Source organism: Buttiauxella gaviniae ATCC 51604 (assembly GCF_001654835.1).
GTDB lineage: Bacteria > Pseudomonadota > Gammaproteobacteria > Enterobacterales > Enterobacteriaceae > Buttiauxella > Buttiauxella gaviniae.
This window is the reverse complement of sequence record NZ_LXEP01000041.1, coordinates 1-16,484: the sequence shown is the minus strand read 5'-3', so window position 1 is coordinate 16,484 and position 16,484 is coordinate 1. Positions and strand designations below refer to the sequence as shown.

At 47.2% G+C, this 16,484-nt stretch carries 16 protein-coding genes; 10 read left to right on the top strand and 6 right to left on the bottom strand.

Features of this window, described 5'->3' with window-relative positions:
- Positions 1-5: 5 nt before the first annotated feature.
- Genes pcaF through M977_RS20755 form a run of 3 tightly spaced genes read right to left on the bottom strand, consistent with a single transcriptional unit; the run spans position 6 to position 2,569 of the window.
- Entirely contained in the window at positions 6-1,208 is a 1,203-nt protein-coding gene (gene pcaF / locus M977_RS20765; protein ID WP_064518651.1) for a 3-oxoadipyl-CoA thiolase, read from the bottom strand.
- Positions 1,209-1,217: 9 nt separating this feature from the next.
- Complete coding sequence (locus M977_RS20760; protein WP_064518650.1) at positions 1,218-1,874, bottom strand: 3-oxoacid CoA-transferase subunit B; 657 nt, start codon at positions 1,872-1,874, stop codon at positions 1,218-1,220.
- Positions 1,875-1,885: 11 nt separating this feature from the next.
- Positions 1,886-2,569, bottom strand: coding sequence for a 3-oxoacid CoA-transferase subunit A (locus M977_RS20755; protein WP_064518649.1), 684 nt, complete (start codon positions 2,567-2,569; stop codon positions 1,886-1,888).
- A 170-nt stretch (positions 2,570-2,739) separates the two neighbouring features.
- On the opposite strand from M977_RS20755, the gene M977_RS20750 reads away from it, so the two are divergent.
- Positions 2,740-3,552 (top strand): IclR family transcriptional regulator domain-containing protein, encoded by an 813-nt coding sequence (locus M977_RS20750; protein WP_064518648.1) that lies wholly within the window; start codon positions 2,740-2,742, stop codon positions 3,550-3,552.
- Here the strand turns inward: M977_RS20750 and smrA are convergent.
- On the bottom strand, positions 3,549-4,112 hold the full coding sequence (gene smrA, locus M977_RS20745) for a DNA endonuclease SmrA (RefSeq protein ID WP_064518647.1): 564 nt from the start codon (positions 4,110-4,112) through the stop codon (positions 3,549-3,551). The two genes, M977_RS20750 and smrA, sit on opposite strands and share 4 nt — an antisense overlap.
- A gap of 67 nt (positions 4,113-4,179) precedes the next feature.
- Entirely contained in the window at positions 4,180-5,076 is an 897-nt protein-coding gene (locus tag M977_RS20740; protein WP_064518646.1) for a LysR family transcriptional regulator, read from the bottom strand.
- Between the two features lie 176 nt (positions 5,077-5,252).
- Here M977_RS20740 and M977_RS20735 point away from each other — a divergent pair, with 176 nt between their 5' ends.
- The 9 genes from M977_RS20735 to M977_RS20695 all read left to right on the top strand — a co-directional run bounded on the left by M977_RS20735 (position 5,253) and on the right by M977_RS20695 (position 15,070).
- Complete coding sequence (locus tag M977_RS20735; protein ID WP_064518645.1) at positions 5,253-6,563, top strand: M20 family metallo-hydrolase; 1,311 nt, start codon at positions 5,253-5,255, stop codon at positions 6,561-6,563.
- Complete coding sequence (locus M977_RS20730; RefSeq protein ID WP_064518644.1) at positions 6,563-8,008, top strand: M20 family metallopeptidase; 1,446 nt, start codon at positions 6,563-6,565, stop codon at positions 8,006-8,008. Before M977_RS20735 ends, M977_RS20730 begins: the two co-directional genes overlap by 1 nt.
- Positions 8,009-8,131: 123 nt before the next feature.
- Entirely contained in the window at positions 8,132-9,658 is a 1,527-nt protein-coding gene (gene abgT, locus M977_RS20725; RefSeq protein ID WP_064518643.1) for a p-aminobenzoyl-glutamate transporter, read from the top strand.
- A 12-nt stretch (positions 9,659-9,670) separates the two neighbouring features.
- Positions 9,671-10,186 carry a methylated-DNA--[protein]-cysteine S-methyltransferase gene (ogt, locus tag M977_RS20720; RefSeq protein ID WP_064518642.1) on the top strand — a complete coding sequence of 172 codons (516 nt, stop codon included), beginning with the start codon at positions 9,671-9,673 and terminating at the stop codon, positions 10,184-10,186.
- Between the two features lie 198 nt (positions 10,187-10,384).
- Positions 10,385-11,137, top strand: coding sequence for a fumarate/nitrate reduction transcriptional regulator Fnr (gene fnr, locus M977_RS20715; RefSeq protein ID WP_134183258.1), 753 nt, complete (start codon positions 10,385-10,387; stop codon positions 11,135-11,137).
- A gap of 307 nt (positions 11,138-11,444) precedes the next feature.
- Positions 11,445-12,119 (top strand): SOS response-associated peptidase, encoded by a 675-nt coding sequence (locus tag M977_RS20710; RefSeq protein WP_064518640.1) that lies wholly within the window; start codon positions 11,445-11,447, stop codon positions 12,117-12,119.
- Positions 12,120-12,558: 439 nt separating this feature from the next.
- The gene (locus tag M977_RS20705) at positions 12,559-13,425 is read left to right on the top strand and encodes a phosphoribosyltransferase-like protein (RefSeq protein WP_064518639.1); all 867 of its coding nucleotides are present in this window, start codon (positions 12,559-12,561) and stop codon (positions 13,423-13,425) included.
- Positions 13,422-13,769: a helix-turn-helix domain-containing protein gene (locus M977_RS20700; protein ID WP_064518638.1), complete on the top strand. Its 348-nt coding sequence runs from the start codon at positions 13,422-13,424 to the stop codon at positions 13,767-13,769. The genes M977_RS20705 and M977_RS20700 overlap by 4 nt, the downstream gene beginning before the upstream one ends.
- A 260-nt stretch (positions 13,770-14,029) precedes the next feature.
- Positions 14,030-15,070, top strand: a complete 1,041-nt coding sequence (locus tag M977_RS20695; protein ID WP_064518637.1) for a retron St85 family RNA-directed DNA polymerase — start codon at positions 14,030-14,032, stop codon at positions 15,068-15,070.
- Positions 15,071-15,286: 216 nt separating this feature from the next.
- Here the strand turns inward: M977_RS20695 and M977_RS20690 are convergent.
- On the bottom strand, positions 15,287-16,484 hold a 1,198-nt coding region (locus tag M977_RS20690), incomplete at its 5' end, for a Y-family DNA polymerase (RefSeq protein WP_167351109.1).

The following is a 16,484-nucleotide window of genomic DNA, read 5'->3' as shown; positions in this document are numbered from 1 at the left end:
GCTCCTTAAACGCGTTCAATAATCAGTGCAATCCCCTGACCGACACCAATACACATGGTACAAAGCGCGTAACGTCCGCCGCTACGCTTGAGTTGATACGCGGCGGTCATCGCCAGACGACCACCAGATGCGCCAAGCGGATGCCCAAGTGCAATGGCCCCGCCATTCGGGTTTACATGGTCGGCATCATCAGGCAGACCCAGGTCGCGCATCACCGCCAGTGCCTGGGCGGCAAAGGCTTCATTTAATTCAATCACGTCCATTTGTGCCAACGTTAACCCGGTTTGCGCCAGCACTTTGCGCACTGCCGGAGCCGGGCCAAAACCCATAATCCGTGGTGCGACACCTGCAGTTGCCACACCCACGACACGCGCCAGTGGCTGCAAACCATGAGTGTTAAGCGCTTGTTCGCTTGCGAGCAGCAAAGCACAAGCCCCGTCATTAACTCCTGATGCGTTTCCTGCGGTGACGGTGCCGTCGGCTCGTACCACACCTTTGAGTTTTGCCAGTGCCTCAATCGAGGTGGAGCGAGGATGTTCATCCTGATTAAACAGCAACGCTTCACCTTTGCGTTGCGCGATAGAAACAGGAATTAACTCATCATCAAAAATACCCATTTCCTGAGCGCGAGCGGTGCGTAACTGGCTGCGTAAGGCAAAGGCGTCCTGATCCTCACGGTTAATATTAAAGTCAGTCGCGACGTTTTCTGCCGTTTCGGGCATCGCATCAACACCATACTGCGCTTTCATTAGCGGGTTGATAAAACGCCAGCCGATGGTGGTGTCTTCCATTTTCATATTGCGACTAAAGGCGCTTTCCGCTTTGCCCATTACAAACGGCGCGCGCGACATACTTTCCACGCCACCGGCAATCATCAGCTGCGTTTCACCGCTTTTGATAGCCCTTGCCGCAACACCGAGCGCATCAAGGCTTGAACCACATAAACGGTTGATGGTACTCCCCGGCACCGTCTCTGGTAGCCCCGCCAGCAACAAAGCCATACGCGCCACGTTGCGGTTATCTTCCCCCGCCTGGTTTGCACAGCCGTAAAGCACATCATCAACCGCCGACCAGTCGAGATTTGGATGGCGCGCGATCAAGGCTTTCAGCGGTAATGCAGCTAAATCATCACTACGAACACTGGACAGTGTGCCACCAAAACGACCGAACGGAGTACGCACTCCATCACAGATAAATGCTTGATTCATCATAGTTCCTTACGCGCTTTCTGCCAGTTGTTCGAAGCCCAGGGTGACCGGGGTGATACGTTGTAATTCTTCAAAAGAGAGGCCATTGAAGATTTCGCGCACCACGGGTCCTCGTGCAGTGATATCAATCACTGCGAGGTCGGTATAAATGCGGCTGACACAGCCGATTCCGGTGAGTGGGTAAGAGCAGCTATCCACCAGCTTGCACTCGCCGTCACGGGTGAGGTGATCCATCATCACAAAGACCTGGCGTGCGCCAATGGCTAAGTCCATCGCTCCACCTACTGCCGGGATGGAGTCCGGCGCACCGGTGCTCCAGTTTGCAAGGTCACCAGTGGCGGAAACCTGATACGCACCTAGTACGCAGATATCGAGATGGCCACCGCGCATCATGGCAAAAGAGTCGCCATGGTGGAAAAAACAGCCGCCGGTCAACAAAGTGACAAACTCTTTTCCGGCATTGATAAGCTCAGGGTCTTCTTCGCCCTCGGCCGGTTTTGGCCCCATGCCTAGCAAGCCGTTCTCGCTGTGCAAGAAGATCTCTTTATCCGCCGGAAGGTAGTTGGCAATGCGTGTTGGCAAACCAATGCCGAGGTTGACATAAGCGCCTTCGGGAATATCACGTGCGACACGTTGTGCCATTTCATCACGGGTTAGTTTTTTCACCTGCAGGCTCCTTATGCGCTTTGTGCCAGTGATTTTTCGGTGGCGACCAGACGTTGTACGAAAATGCCAGGCGTCACGATATTTTCAGGGTCAAGGTCACCTAGCTGCACCAGGCGGCTGACTTCAGCAATAGTCACGGTGGCGGCAGTTGCCATAATTGGCCCAAAGTTACGCGCCGCTTTGCGGTACACCAGGTTTCCCCAGCGGTCACCTTCATACGCTTTGATTAATGCAAAATCGGCTTTTAGCGAGTATTCCAGCACATATTGGCGGCCATCGATTTCACGCGTCTCTTTACCATCGGCAAGCGGTGTGCCAAAACCAGTTGGCGTAAATACCGCCCCAAGCCCTGCTCCCGCCGCCTGGATGCGTGCCGCCAGATTGCCTTGTGGCACCAGTTCCAGTTCAACTTTGCCGCGTCGATACAGGTCATCAAAAATTTGTGAATCCACCTGACGTGGGAATGAGCAGATCATTTTGCGCACTCGTCCTGCCTTCAAAAGTGCCGCCAACCCCACTTCCCCGTTCCCTGCGTTGTTATTGATTATGGTCAGGTCACAAGCGCCCTGATCAATCAAGGCATCAATAAGATGAGTGGGTTGTCCTGCGGTCCCGAAGCCACCAATCATGATGGTGGCTCCGTCGAAAATTCCGGCAACCGCTTCTTCAAGCGAAGCCACACTTTTGTTGATCATCACTCTGCTCCTTGGTGTGCGTCATTCGCACAAGTTTGCTTTGTTCGAACAAAATGTGACCCCGTTAACGAAGCTGGTCAAGGGCGATAATCGAAATATGGTGCGATTATCGAACATCATGTATCTTTGTTTTCAGAGTGTGATGAATGGCGAAATTTGTGGAGAACGGAATGGAAATTCAACGTGATGAATCAGTAGCAGGTGAAGTCGATCCCTTTAAAGGCGACCCGAATTTTATGGCATCACTGGCTCGCGGACTGGAGGTGATTCAGGCATTCACTCCACAGCGGCGACAAATGTCTATTTCACAAATTAGCCAGAAGACCGGGATCCCCCGCGCTGCGGTGCGACGCTGTTTGTACACTCTGGGCAAGCTTGGCTTTGTCTACGCCGAAGACGGTAAATACTACCAATTGCGCCCACGAATTTTATCGCTGGGCCATGCCTATCTGGCCTCGACACCACTGGCGAAATCCACGCAACCGGTGCTCAAACATCTGAGTGAAATGCTCAACGAGTCCTGTTCAATCGCCACGTTGGATGGCGACGATATTTTGTATATCGCCCGCGCTTCCAGCTCACGCATCATGACCATTGATTTGGATATCGGCAGCCGCCTGCCAGCGTGGTCAACATCCATGGGCCGCGTATTGCTGAGTTATTTGCCGGAAGAACAGCTCAACGATTTCCTGGGTCGCATAACTATGATCCGTTACACGCCGCAAACAGTGGATTCGGTGAGCAAACTGCGCGAAGAGTTAAAACGCGTGCGTCAGCAAGGGTACGCGCTTAACGACCAGGAACTGGAGATGGGGTTGCGCTCGATTGCCGTTCCACTGGTAAATCCTGAAGGAGCGGTGGTTGCAGCACTCAACGTTGGCGTTCATGCCGGGCAGGTTTCCGCCCAGGAATTGCTGAACCGTGTGCTGCCTAAGTTGCAGGAAGCGGCAGAGGAGTTGTCACTGTTGTTAAAGGCAGATTAGCGACTGTGTTTTGCGTGGCGTTCCCAGTTCTCGACTTTCGCCTGCTCGGATTTTTTGAGCGCCACGTAACACGCCCCGCTGCCGCCGTGATGCGGCATGGCGCTGCAAAACGCCTGCACTTCGTCAAATTCCGCCAGCCAACGAGCGAGATAACTGCGCACGATATTGGCATGTGATTTATCTTCGCGCCCTTTGCCATGAACGATCAGCAAATTGCGCAGGCCATCTTTTTTGGCTTCCTGCATGTAGGCGTAAAGCATCTGGCGGCATTGTTCGACGGGTTGGCGGATGAGGTTAAGACTTGCTTCCTGCTTGTATTTTCCTAGTCGCAACTTATCCAATACACCGGTTTGCAGCCCTTCACGCTTAAATTCAAGCAATGTGTTGAGCGGAATAATTTCCAGAAAATCGGTGGTCAGAAAGTTATCCAACTGAACAGTATCGAGCTTTTGCACCACCTTCTCCTTCACCGGTTTCAACCACTGGCTGCTGTTACAGTTTTTCAGCGGTTTGACGTCATCCATGGCGTCAAGAAAAAGCGATTTTTCATCAAGGTTCATGTGCAAATCCTCCAGTCTTAATTCTGAAGTCACTATAGCCGCCGATGAACCGAGGCTCAATGCCCTATTAACGGCATTCGCGACGAAATTGGTTGATAAGCGCAGTAGTGAGTGGAGCCTGGGTCACATCTCGCCGTTGAATCAGGTAGTAAGTAGCATTGGGCAGCGTTTCGGTGATGTGAATTTGCTTCAACCTATGGGCTAACATCGGGTCGTGCCCTAATTCAGCGGGTAAAATACTCAGAAAATCACTCTGTGCCACCAGGCTAATACAGGCTGAAAAGGTTTCACAGAACACACTGATATTGGGAGTTTCTGAACGCTTTTGGAATAACTCTTCCAGTTGTTTGTAATAGCTGCCGCGTGGCGTTGGCAACGTCCAGTTATAGTGCAGTAACTCTTTTAACGTTGTGGCCTTGGTTGCCGGATGGCCCTCTCGGGCAAATACTGCAAACGGCTTTTCAAACAGCCGTTCAAACGTAAATTCCTGGTCGTAAGGCCCCTGATAGTAAGTATTGATGGTGAAATCCAGCTCTCCCTGACGCAGCGAGTTAATCATCGAAACCAGCTGTCCTTCCATAATACGGACTTTAACTTGCGGATGTTTTTGATGAAACGCGGTGATCACCGGCGGCATTAAGGTGCGGGAAACACTGGCTCCAAGACCAATATTAATTTGCCCCGCCAGTTGCCCCTGGCGCTGCAAGATATCTTCCTGGGCAGCCCTCAGTTCTTCCAGAATCAAACGCGCATGCTGGTAAAAACTTTCACCACACTCCGTTAAAGCAACGCCCTGGCTACGTCGGATAAACAAGCGTGCCGACATTCCCTCTTCTAACTCTTTAATCGATTTTGTGAGCGCGGGTTGCGAAAGATTTAACGCCCGACTGGCTCCGCGAATACTGCCATTCTGCGTCACAGCCACAAATGCACGGATCTGATGGAGCTTAACCTGGAAGGTCACATGGCCTCCTGATAACCAATAGCTATCAGCTGAAAGATTTTGTCATCTACTGTAATTCAATCTCTTATGCCAGGGTAATCCAGGTACGGCGAAAACTTCCAAAAATCGCTGGGTGATAAGTAAAAACTATCACAGCGTGAACTTGATCACAAAAGATGCTTATTACGGGATGGGATATGAAGCAACTAGAACTGGCAGTACATGAACTGGCTCCACGCATGCAGCACTGGCGGCGCGATTTTCACCATTTTGCCGAGTCCGGCTGGCTGGAATTTCGTACTGCCACTCACGTTGCCGAAGTACTTCATCAATTAGGTTATCAGTTGGCTTTAGGCCGTGATGTGGTAGATGACGCGGCACGGATGGGGCTGCCATCGGCTGAAGTACTGGCACGTGAAGAACAACGAGCGCAAGCGCAAGGTGCATTGCCGCAATGGCTAGAGCATTTTTCCGGCGGTTTCACCGGGATTGTTGCCACACTGGACACAGGCCGTCCCGGCCCAACTATCGCTTTCCGCGTTGATATGGACGCTCTGGACCTGGGCGAGATGCAACAGCCGTCACATCGCCCATTTGCGGAAGGTTTTGCATCCTGTAATGACGGAATGATGCATGCCTGCGGCCACGATGGGCATACGGCAATTGGACTTGGCCTCGCCACTGTTCTGCAACAGTTTTCCCACCAGCTTAATGGCACCATCAAACTCATTTTCCAGCCTGCAGAAGAAGGCACACGCGGTGCGCGCGCCATGGTTGCCGCAGGTGCACTGGATAATATCGATTACTTTACTGCGATTCATATCGGCACCGGTATCCCAGGCGGCACGGTGCTGTGTGGCAGCGATAACTTTATGGCGACCACTAAGTTTGATGTGCAATTCACTGGGGTTGCAGCACATGCGGGTGGCAAACCAGAAGAAGGCCGTAATGCCCTGCTGGCTGCGGCTCAAACTGCATTGGCGCTGCACAGTATTGCTCCTCATAGCGCTGGAGCATCACGCGTCAACGTGGGTGTTCTTCAAGCTGGTACCGGTCGCAATGTCGTACCAGCTCAGGCGTTATTGAAAGTAGAAACCCGTGGTGAAACCAATGTTATCAACGACTACGTGTTTGAACGTGCTCAAGAGATCATTCGTGGTATTACCACGATGTATGGCATTGAGGCAGAAGTGAAATTGATGGGTGCGGCGACCAATAGTGCACCATCACCAGAGTGGGTGGCGTTTATTCGCCAACAGGCCGCTGAAGTCAGCGGTGTTACGCAAGTATTCGATACCGTGAAAGGTGCTACCGGCTCTGAGGATGCCACCTTGATGATGGCACGCGTGCAGGAACAAGGTGGCAAAGCCTCTTATATGGTTTTCGGTACGCAATTGAGTGCCGGGCATCATAACGAGAAGTTTGATTTCGATGAGAAGGTGATGGAAGTTGCCGTGAATACCATGGCCCGCCTCGCCCTGAATTTCCCCTGGCAGCGAGGTGTGTAATGAGTTCGATTTATCAGTTTGTTGATGATGCTATTGAAGCCAAACGTGGCGAGTTCACCGCCATTGCCGATGATATCTGGGATCACCCGGAAACGCGTTTTGAAGAACACTGGTCTGCTGAACGCCTGGCTTGTGCTTTAGAGGCAGAGGGTTTTAGCGTTACGCGCAATGCAGGGAATATCAAAACGGCTTTTGTGGCAAGTTTTGGCTCGGGTCATCCGGTTATTGCCCTGCTGGGTGAATATGATGCGCTGGCAGGGTTGAGCCAATGTTCAGCGGAGGTTTCACCAAATCCATTGATTGAGGGTGCGAACGGCCATGGCTGTGGTCACAATTTACTCGGCACGGCGGCATTTGCTGGAGCGGTTGCGGTAAAAAACTGGCTTGAGCAATACGGTGGCAAAGGAACTGTGCGCTTTTACGGCTGCCCTGGCGAAGAAGGCGGTTCTGGAAAAACCTTTATGGTGCGCGAAGGGCTATTTGACGACGTTGATGCCGCGGTGACCTGGCATCCGGAAGCATATGCGGGGATCTTCAGCACCAGCTCGCTGGCAAATATTCAGGTGGCTTATCGTTTCAGTGGTATTGCGGCACATGCAGCAAACTCGCCCCATCTTGGGCGCAGCGCACTGGATGCCGTGACGCTGATGACCACAGGAACTAACTTCCTTAACGAACACATTATCGAAAAAGCTCGCGTGCATTACGCCATCACCAATGCCGGAGGCATTTCTCCAAACGTTGTACAGGCGCAGGCCGAAGTACTGTATTTGATTCGTGCTCCAGAAATGGCTCAGGCACAGCATATTTATGAGCGCATCAATAAAGTTGCCGAAGGGGCTGCGCTGATGACTGAAACCACTGTGAATGTGCGTTTTGATAAAGCCTGTTCTAACTACATGCCAAACCGCGAGCTTGAAGGCGTGATGTATCAGGCTTTACAGGCGATTGGCCTACCGCAATGGAGCGATGAGGAGTTGGCGTTTGCCAAACAGATTCGGGCAACATTGACCGATAACGACCTGCAAAACAGCTTAAATAATATCGCTAACACCTCCAATGAAGAGGGTAAAGAGTTTGCTCGTCGCCATCGTGAAACCTTGTTAATCAACGAAATTGCGCCGTATGCCGTCAATGACAAGATCCTTCCCGGCTCAACTGATGTAGGTGATGTCAGTTGGAAAGTACCGGTTGCCCAATGTTTTAGCCCGTGCTTTACCGTTGGCACTCCGCTGCACACCTGGCAACTGGTGAGCCAGGGGCGTACCTCCATCGCCCATAAAGGGATGCTGCATGCGGGTAAAGTTATGGCGGCGACCGCGCTGCAACTCTTTACCAACCCAAAGACACTGGAAGCTTGCCAAAGTGAGTTGCACGCACAACTCGCCGAGCGCCCGTATCAGTGTCCTATCCCTAAAAACGTTACACCGTCACCTTTAAAATAACTAATAACAATAATTGGCCTAAATAATTCGAGTTACAGCAAAGCGGCAAGGGATTGTGAGGACTGACAACGCCGCTGTAGCTCGAAGTATAACGGGCATGCAAATACAACCTGAGGTAAGCCCATGAGTATGTCCTCCATACCCACGCACTCCGGCTCTGGCAAGCTGTACGGCCTGGTAGAAAAAATTGGCAATAAAGTGCCCCATCCTTTTTTGCTGTTCGTTTATTTGATTGTCATTTTGTCAGTGAGCACAGCCGTACTTTCAGTGTTGAACGTCAGTGTTCGTAACCCCGCTGACGGGAATCTAGTTCAGGTGAATAACCTGCTAAGTGCTGAAGGTGTTCACTGGCTTTTGCCAAATGTGATTAAGAACTTCAGTGGATTTGGGCCGTTAGGGGCAATCCTTGCGCTGGTTCTGGGTGCAGGTCTGGCTGAACGCGTTGGGCTGTTACCAAGCCTGATGGTAAAAATGGCATCACACGTCAGTGCGCGTTATGCCAGCTACATGGTTTTGTTTATCGCCTTCTTTAGCCACGTTGCATCTGATGCAGCAGTTGTGATTATGCCGCCGATGGGCGCGTTGATTTTTCTTGCTGTAGGTCGTCACCCGGTAGCAGGTTTACTGGCGGCTATTGCTGGGGTCGGCTGTGGGTTTACGGCGAACTTGTTGATTGTCACCACCGATGTGTTGCTATCAGGTATCAGTACCGAAGCGGCTCATATTATCGACCCTTTGATGCACGTTAGCGTGATTGATAACTGGTATTTTATGGCGACTTCAGTACTTGTGCTGTCGATTACTGGCGGGCTGATTACCGATAAAATCGTTGAGCCGCGTTTAGGTATCTGGGAAGGCAAACAGACTGAAAAACTTCAACAACTTGATGACGTCCAACGCTTCGGTTTGCGTGTCACGGGTATTGTCGCGTTGTTGTTTATCGCCATTGTTGCCCTGCTGTTGGTGCCAGAGCACAGTTTGTTGCGCGACCCGGTGAAAGGCACCATTATCCCTTCTCCTTTTATTAGTGGCATTGTGCCATTGATTATTATGTTCTTTTTCGTCGTTTCACTGGCGTATGGCATCGCGACTAAGAAAATAAGCAAGCAGGCAGATTTACCACAGCTAATGATTGAGCCAATGAAGGAGATGGCCGGTTTTATCGTGATGGTGTTCCCGTTGGCGCAGTTTGTGGCCATGTTCAACTGGAGCAACATGGGCAAGTTTATGGCGATCGGCCTGACGGATGTACTCGAAGGTTCAGGGCTGAATGGCATTCCGGCGTTTCTTGGCCTTGCTTTGCTCTCATCATTCCTGTGTATGTTTATTGCCAGCGGATCGGCTATCTGGTCAATTCTGGCCCCCATCTTCGTTCCAATGTTTATGCTGCTGGGCTTCCATCCGGCTTTTGCGCAAATCCTGTTCCGTGTGGCGGATTCGTCGGTTATTCCATTAGCACCGGTTTCGCCATTTATTCCATTATTCTTAGGTTTCCTGCAACGCTATAAACCGGAGGCCAAACTGGGCACTTATTACTCTTTAATATTACCTTACCCCATCATCTTTTTGGGTGTCTGGTTGCTGCTACTGGTGGCGTGGTATCTTGTGGGCTTGCCTATTGGGCCAGGGATTTACCCGCATCTCAAGTAACCGGAGCGAAGAATGCTGACACTGTTAGAAGACAAGATTGATACGCCTCTTGGGCCATTATGGATAATTTGCGACGAGCTTTATCACTTACGCGCGGTTGAGTGGGAAGAACATAGCAATAGAATGGTGCAACTGCTCGGTCTTCATTATGGTGTCAGCGGCTATCAGCGCGTGGCGTGCAAAAATCCAAATGGACTGAGCGATAAACTGCGCGACTATTTCGACGGCGATTTGGCAGTAATAGAAACGCTGCCAACCGCAACTGCGGGAACCGAATTTCAGCGTGAAGTCTGGCAAACATTACGCACCATTCCTTGCGGGCAAATCACGCATTACGGGCAGTTAGCAGACCAACTTGGCAGACCGGGAGCGGCGCGCGCAGTGGGGGCTGCAAATGGTTCAAACCCGGTAAGCGTGGTGGTGCCATGCCATCGCGTGATTGGCCGTAATGGCACAATGACGGGCTATGCGGGAGGCGTCAGTAGGAAAGAGTGGTTGCTGCGGCATGAAGGATATTTGTTGTTGTAGCAACCTAAGTGCGGAAGAATGTTCTTTATTCACACAATAATAATGTGGATTAATATACAGTTCTATTGATTTCAATAGGATAGCTCTATAACCACAAGGTTATTAGCTGATATATTCTGAATGCGCTTTCATCATACTTACGTGCTCAAGAAAAAGATGTTAAAATTGACCAATATCAATAACGGCCCGAGCATATCTATGATCCCTGAAAAGCGAATTATTCGACGCATTCAGTCTGGCGGTTGTGCTATCCATTGCCAGGATTGCAGCATCAGCCAATTATGCATCCCCTTCACGCTCAATGAACATGAGCTTGATCAGCTTGATAATATCATCGAGCGTAAGAAGCCTATTCAGAAGGGACAGACCCTGTTTAAGGCTGGTGATGAGCTGAAGTCGCTGTACGCAATTCGTTCAGGGACCATCAAGAGCTACACCATTACTGAACAAGGTGATGAGCAAATTACCGGCTTCCATTTAGCAGGCGATCTTGTGGGCTTTGACGCTATTGGCACGGGTATGCACCCAAGCTTTGCGCAAGCACTTGAAACCTCAATGGTTTGCGAAATCCCATTCGAAACCCTTGATGATTTGTCGGGTAAAATGCCAAATCTGCGCCAGCAGATGATGCGTTTGATGAGCGGGGAAATTAAGGGCGACCAGGATATGATCCTGTTGCTTTCCAAAAAGAATGCAGAAGAGCGTCTGGCCGCATTTATCTACAATCTTTCACGTCGCTTTGCCCAGCGCGGCTTCTCCCCTCGGGAATTCCGTCTGACCATGACTCGTGGCGATATCGGTAACTATCTTGGGCTGACGGTGGAAACCATTAGTCGCCTGTTAGGCCGTTTCCAGAAAAGTGGCATGCTGGCCGTGAAAGGAAAGTACATTACTATCGAAAATATCGATCTTCTTGCACAACTCGCTGGTCAATCGCGTAACGTCGCCTAGTATCTGCTTTCCTATGTGGGATCATTAAATTTTCCTGATTTATTGATCCCACATTATAAATGCCATGACTTCAGCAAGTTACCTAAATATCAAAGAGATACAAAGCTCAACTACCTGACAATAGCAGATTATATCGGGTTTTTCGTTGCCCCATTTCTTGCCCCCGAATGATCTTTGCCCCCAAATTTGCCCCCAAACTCTCTTTCATTTCCCATCGTTCAGGAAAGAGAATCCATCATATGTTAACCACCCAATGAGCGGTGCATTCCCCATTCAACCTATACTTTAAGTTTTACAGGGGATGACCATGTGCGGACGCTTTACCCAAATCCAGTCTCGTGACGACTATCTTGAATTTCTGGCTGAAGAAGTTGGGAACGATATTGCTTACGATCCTGAGCCGATTGGTCGATACAACGTCGCACCTGGCTCTAAAGTTCTCCTTCTAAATAATCGCGACGATATCCTTCACCTCGATCCTGTTGTCTGGTCATACGCACCGGGTTGGTGGGATAAAGCACCGCTAATAAATGCCAGAGTAGAAACTGCGGCCACCAGTCGCATGTTTAAACCGTTATGGAATCATGGCCGGGCGATCGTGTTTGCTGATGGCTGGTATGAGTGGAAAAAGGAAGGAGACAAAAAGCAGCCGTATTACATCTACAGGAAAGACAGGAAACCGCTCTACTTTGCCGCGATTGGCAAGCAGCCGTTTGATGTGGGGGATGATGCTGAGGGATTTTTGATTGTGACGTCTGCTGCTGATAAAGGCCTGGTCGATATACATGACCGTAGGCCTTTAGTGTTTACGCCTGAAGCTATCCTAGAATGGATGAATCCGGAAACCAGCGGTGCACAAGCGAGCGAGCTGGCTCATGAGGCGGCTATACCGGCTAACGAATTTACCTGGCATCCTGTAACTCGAGCTGTGGGTAATGTGAAAAATCAGAGTAACGATTTGATCATCAATATCGACCATTAATAAGGGCTGTCTGCTTTGAGCGAAGAGCAGACCTTTCAAACCACAGCGTGTAAAGGTCACTTAAAGCTTTACTAACAGTGACATATCATAACCAACCAGGAGGGATTGTTGCACTTTATTTTACATATAAATAGATGCAATCTTTTAAATTCGTGGTGATTAAAAACCGTAGAATATCAATTGGTTGCAACCTAAGCGCTAAACATTAATGTGTTGTCTTATCACAGAATGAAGAACTTGCAGATGACAAAAGCGATTTTTAAGTGTATTTAAATGTTGCGTAATGAAGAGTAATGGGGTATGGAATTATAAATTCTACAATTATTTTTGGTCAGAAAAATCAGACGTCATACTGTCTTAAATAGTAAATTCATAGTAATCTGTCAAATTACCATCTATTTATACAGCCTGACACCATTATTTGCGAGAGGGATTTCACTTGACAGGTAAGATTTCAAAAGAGGCATTTTCAAATTTTGCTGAGCTCTCTAAAAAATCACCTTGGGTTATATCGAAAGCCGACCAGTTTTTTGAATTATACGATACTTACTGCAGCAATAATGCCGGTAGAAAATTGATTGTTGAACTCCTGGAGAAGTTTTCATACCTAGATTATTCTTCATTTTCAAAAAAAATACATTGTTTAGTTGAAGATATTGTTACGACCCCTAACATTTTTGACTACGACACTATGATTGTTTCAATGACAGGTGATTCAAACTCTGATAGTGGGCAGTTTGTATTATATTATATGAAACCAATTCTAGAGAAATTTAATTGGAGAAAGCATAAGACAGTTAATACTTTCGGTAAATCATATGATGCATATAAAAAAACGAAACCTGCAGGGATTGTTAAAAACTTGATTTTGATAGATGAGTTCATAGGAACAGGGAGGAGTGCTCTAGGAAGATACCTTGAACTAGAAAAAGTCTTTACCGATAAAGGAATTCCTTTAAAAATTTTCATAAAATCGATAGTGGCGACTAAAGAGGGTATGGATTTTTTGTCTAAAAAAGGTATTGATGTCACCGCTCAAATGGTTATTTATAAAGGTATAACTGGTAGTGGTATAAAAAAAACAGATAAGAAAAAAATCAAAATAATGTATAAGCTCGAAGAAAAGTTATCAAAAAAATATGAGGGGCGGGTTATGCCAAGATTTGGATATGGGCGTTCAGAGTCTTTATATTCTCGTGAAGATGGAAACACGCCTAACAATGTATTTCCTATCTTTTGGTGGTGTTATCTTGAAAATGATTCACACAGAGAAACTATGTTTATCAGAGCCATGGGGGACGCATGATAAAGTTGAGTAAAATTGAGAGAGACATATTAAAATATATTTATACAGCCTCTAATTCAACCATCAGTAATTTTTCTCTTTTTAAAAAAATGAAGTTAGATATTCCTGTCCTTTTTACTTCTCTTAAATTATTGGAAAAAACAGGATTTATTTCATACGACTCAGAACAGATAATATTACTTCCAGAGGGTATAAAATATATTGCAACTAACACCATAAGCGAGAAGCATTCAGAAAAAAAGTGGAACGTAATCCCTGATTACTTTTTAACAGATAAAGAAAACACGACAGAGTTCTATATTCCTAGTAGAAAGTTATTAAGTAAAAAAACATTTAATGTATAAATTGCTTATGGTATACTGAATACAGCTTGTAGAGGCTAGCACAATGGGAGTCAAGTTGACCCCTTGGTTAAGGTTACCTTTAACCTCAGTACTAAGTTTTGCACTTCGTTTAAAACTTAGTACTATCCACATAAATTCAAGAATTTATGTGGATACAAAATTTATAAAGCAAAATTTGCGCTAACGCAAATTTTCTTTATAAGATTATGGATCGCAAGTATAGAGAGTAGCCTCTACAAGCATCTTTACGGAATAATATAATGACAAAATCGGCCGAAGAAATAAAAAAAGAAATTAACGATTGGAAAAAATTCTTTATCGATCACGGGCTTGAAACAAACCTCATTTCCGATTATCTCTCTTATATATCCTCTCTTATAGAAAATAATGCACCTGTAATATTTGAAATAAAACATCTATCGCAACTAATAGGAATAAACACCTCAGAATTACTTAAAATGATTTACAGCCCAAGTGACTTTTACAGAGAGTTTGAAATAGCTAAACGTAGTGGTGGTAAGAGGAAAATATCCACCCCTTATCCTTCTCTAAAAAAATGCCAGCGTTGGATATATGAAAACATTTTGAAAAAACAATCTGTTAGCTCCCATGCACATGGTTATGTCCAATCTAAATCAATTATTACTAATGCTACAATCCATGCAGGAAAAAACAATCTACTCAAAATGGATATTAAAGATTTCTTTCCATCTATAAGTATAAATTGGGTAATTGTTTTTTTTAAAAAATTGGGTTACGCCCATGATATTTCATTCTATCTTGCATCCCTTTGCTGCTTAAAGAATCACCTACCTCAAGGTGCTGTTACCAGTCCATGCCTTTCAAATATATTATCATTATCCTTAGACAATCGATTGGGAAAACTCTCGAAAAAATACAAAGTAACATACACCCGCTATGCTGATGATTTATTTTTCTCTGGAGACAAGATTCCTTTATCTTTGATTAAATCTGTAACTAATATCGTAACCTCTTACGGATTAAACGTTAATACAGAAAAGACCCATTTGATCCGCACTTCTAAAAGAAAAATTGTAACTGGCGTTGCTGTTCATAATGAGGTTATTACTCTGCCTAGAACTTATAAAAAAAACATCACAAATACATTATATCATATTAAAAAACATGGTTATCTTTCACATGTAAGTAAACTCAAAGTGAGAAATCCTTACTACTTAGAATCTTTGATTGGTAAACTTAATTTCTGGCAACAAATAGAACCAGATAATAAGTTTGTTGAAAAATCCATTTCATATTTAAAAGAAATAAAAAAACAGTAATTATATTTTATAAATATATGCATGCTATCCATTTTTCCAGGTTGCTAGTGTGTCATATATTGTATTTAGCAGGTCGAGGAGTGTGTACCTGTGCATTCGATGTGCTAACTGCTATCACAGATTCCTCATTGATTAACTCAATGAGCTGATATTTATGTCCGCTCCTAGCACACAGCAGACTTTTTAACATTTAGCGAGCAGCCCGACAAATTCAGCCTATCTAACTTTCACCACTAGTAAATCTGACCATCTCGTGGTGTACCGTGGTGAAAGCATATCTCTCTTCATCTGCCACTGCTGTTGAATCCCCTGCCCTGCAAAATACAGCGCCCCTTTCCCGTTCTTGTTGTTGAGATGATCCAGCACTTCCATCAGCGCTGCACTGTTCTGTTGCGGCGCGTTGTCGTCAAACAGATTGAGCTGTGCCACGCCCTGGCTGAAGAAGTCACCCAACATGATCCCCGCTTTCTGGTACCGATATCCATCCTTCCAGATTTTATCGAGACAGCGCATCGCCGCTGCGATAATGTCTCGAGTGTCCTGCGTGGGCGTCATTAACTTCACTGCGCCCTGATTCCCGTAATAGGGCTCGTTCAGTGCGAACGGTGATGTTTTGATGAATACAGAGATATAACGACAGAACTGATGTTCACCCCGTAGTTTCTCCCCGGCACGCGCAGCGTAACTACAGATGGCCTGGCGCATTTGTTCGTATTCAGTCACCCGGTCACCGAATGAGCGAGAGCACACAATTTCCTGTTTGGTGGGTGCAAACTCTTCCAGGCCGAGGCAGGGTTCGCCGCGTAGTTCACGAACGGTGCGCTCGAGCACTACGTTGAAGTGCTTCCGAATGAACCGGATATCGGTATCAGCTAACTGCAAGACGGTTTTGATACCCATGGCTTCGAGCTTTTTAGAAAGCCGCCGCCCTACGCCCCACACTTCATCAACCGGGAAATACGCCATCAGCTTGCGTTGTTTCTCTAAATTAGTAAGGTCCACCACGCCGCCCGTTTGCCTCTGCCACTTCTTGGCTGCATGGTTAGCGAGCTTGGCTAAAGTCTTGGTCTGTGCCACCCCAACGCCCACGGTCAGACGCGTTCGCAGCAAAATAGTTTCCCGAATCTCCCGGCCAAATTCTTCCAGGTTGCGACAGTTACGCACGCCAGTCAGGTCACAAAATGCTTCATCAATACTATAAATTTCACAGCGTGGGGACATTTCCTCAAGCGTGGTCATCACCCGGTCAGACATATCGGCGTACAACTCGTAATTCGAGCTGAAGCAGACAACGCCGAACCTCCGGAACAAATCCTTTTGCTTGAAATACGGGTCACCCATTTTGACGCCAATGGCTTTCGCCTCTGCACTCCGGGCAATAACACATCCATCGTTATTCGAGAGAACGACGACA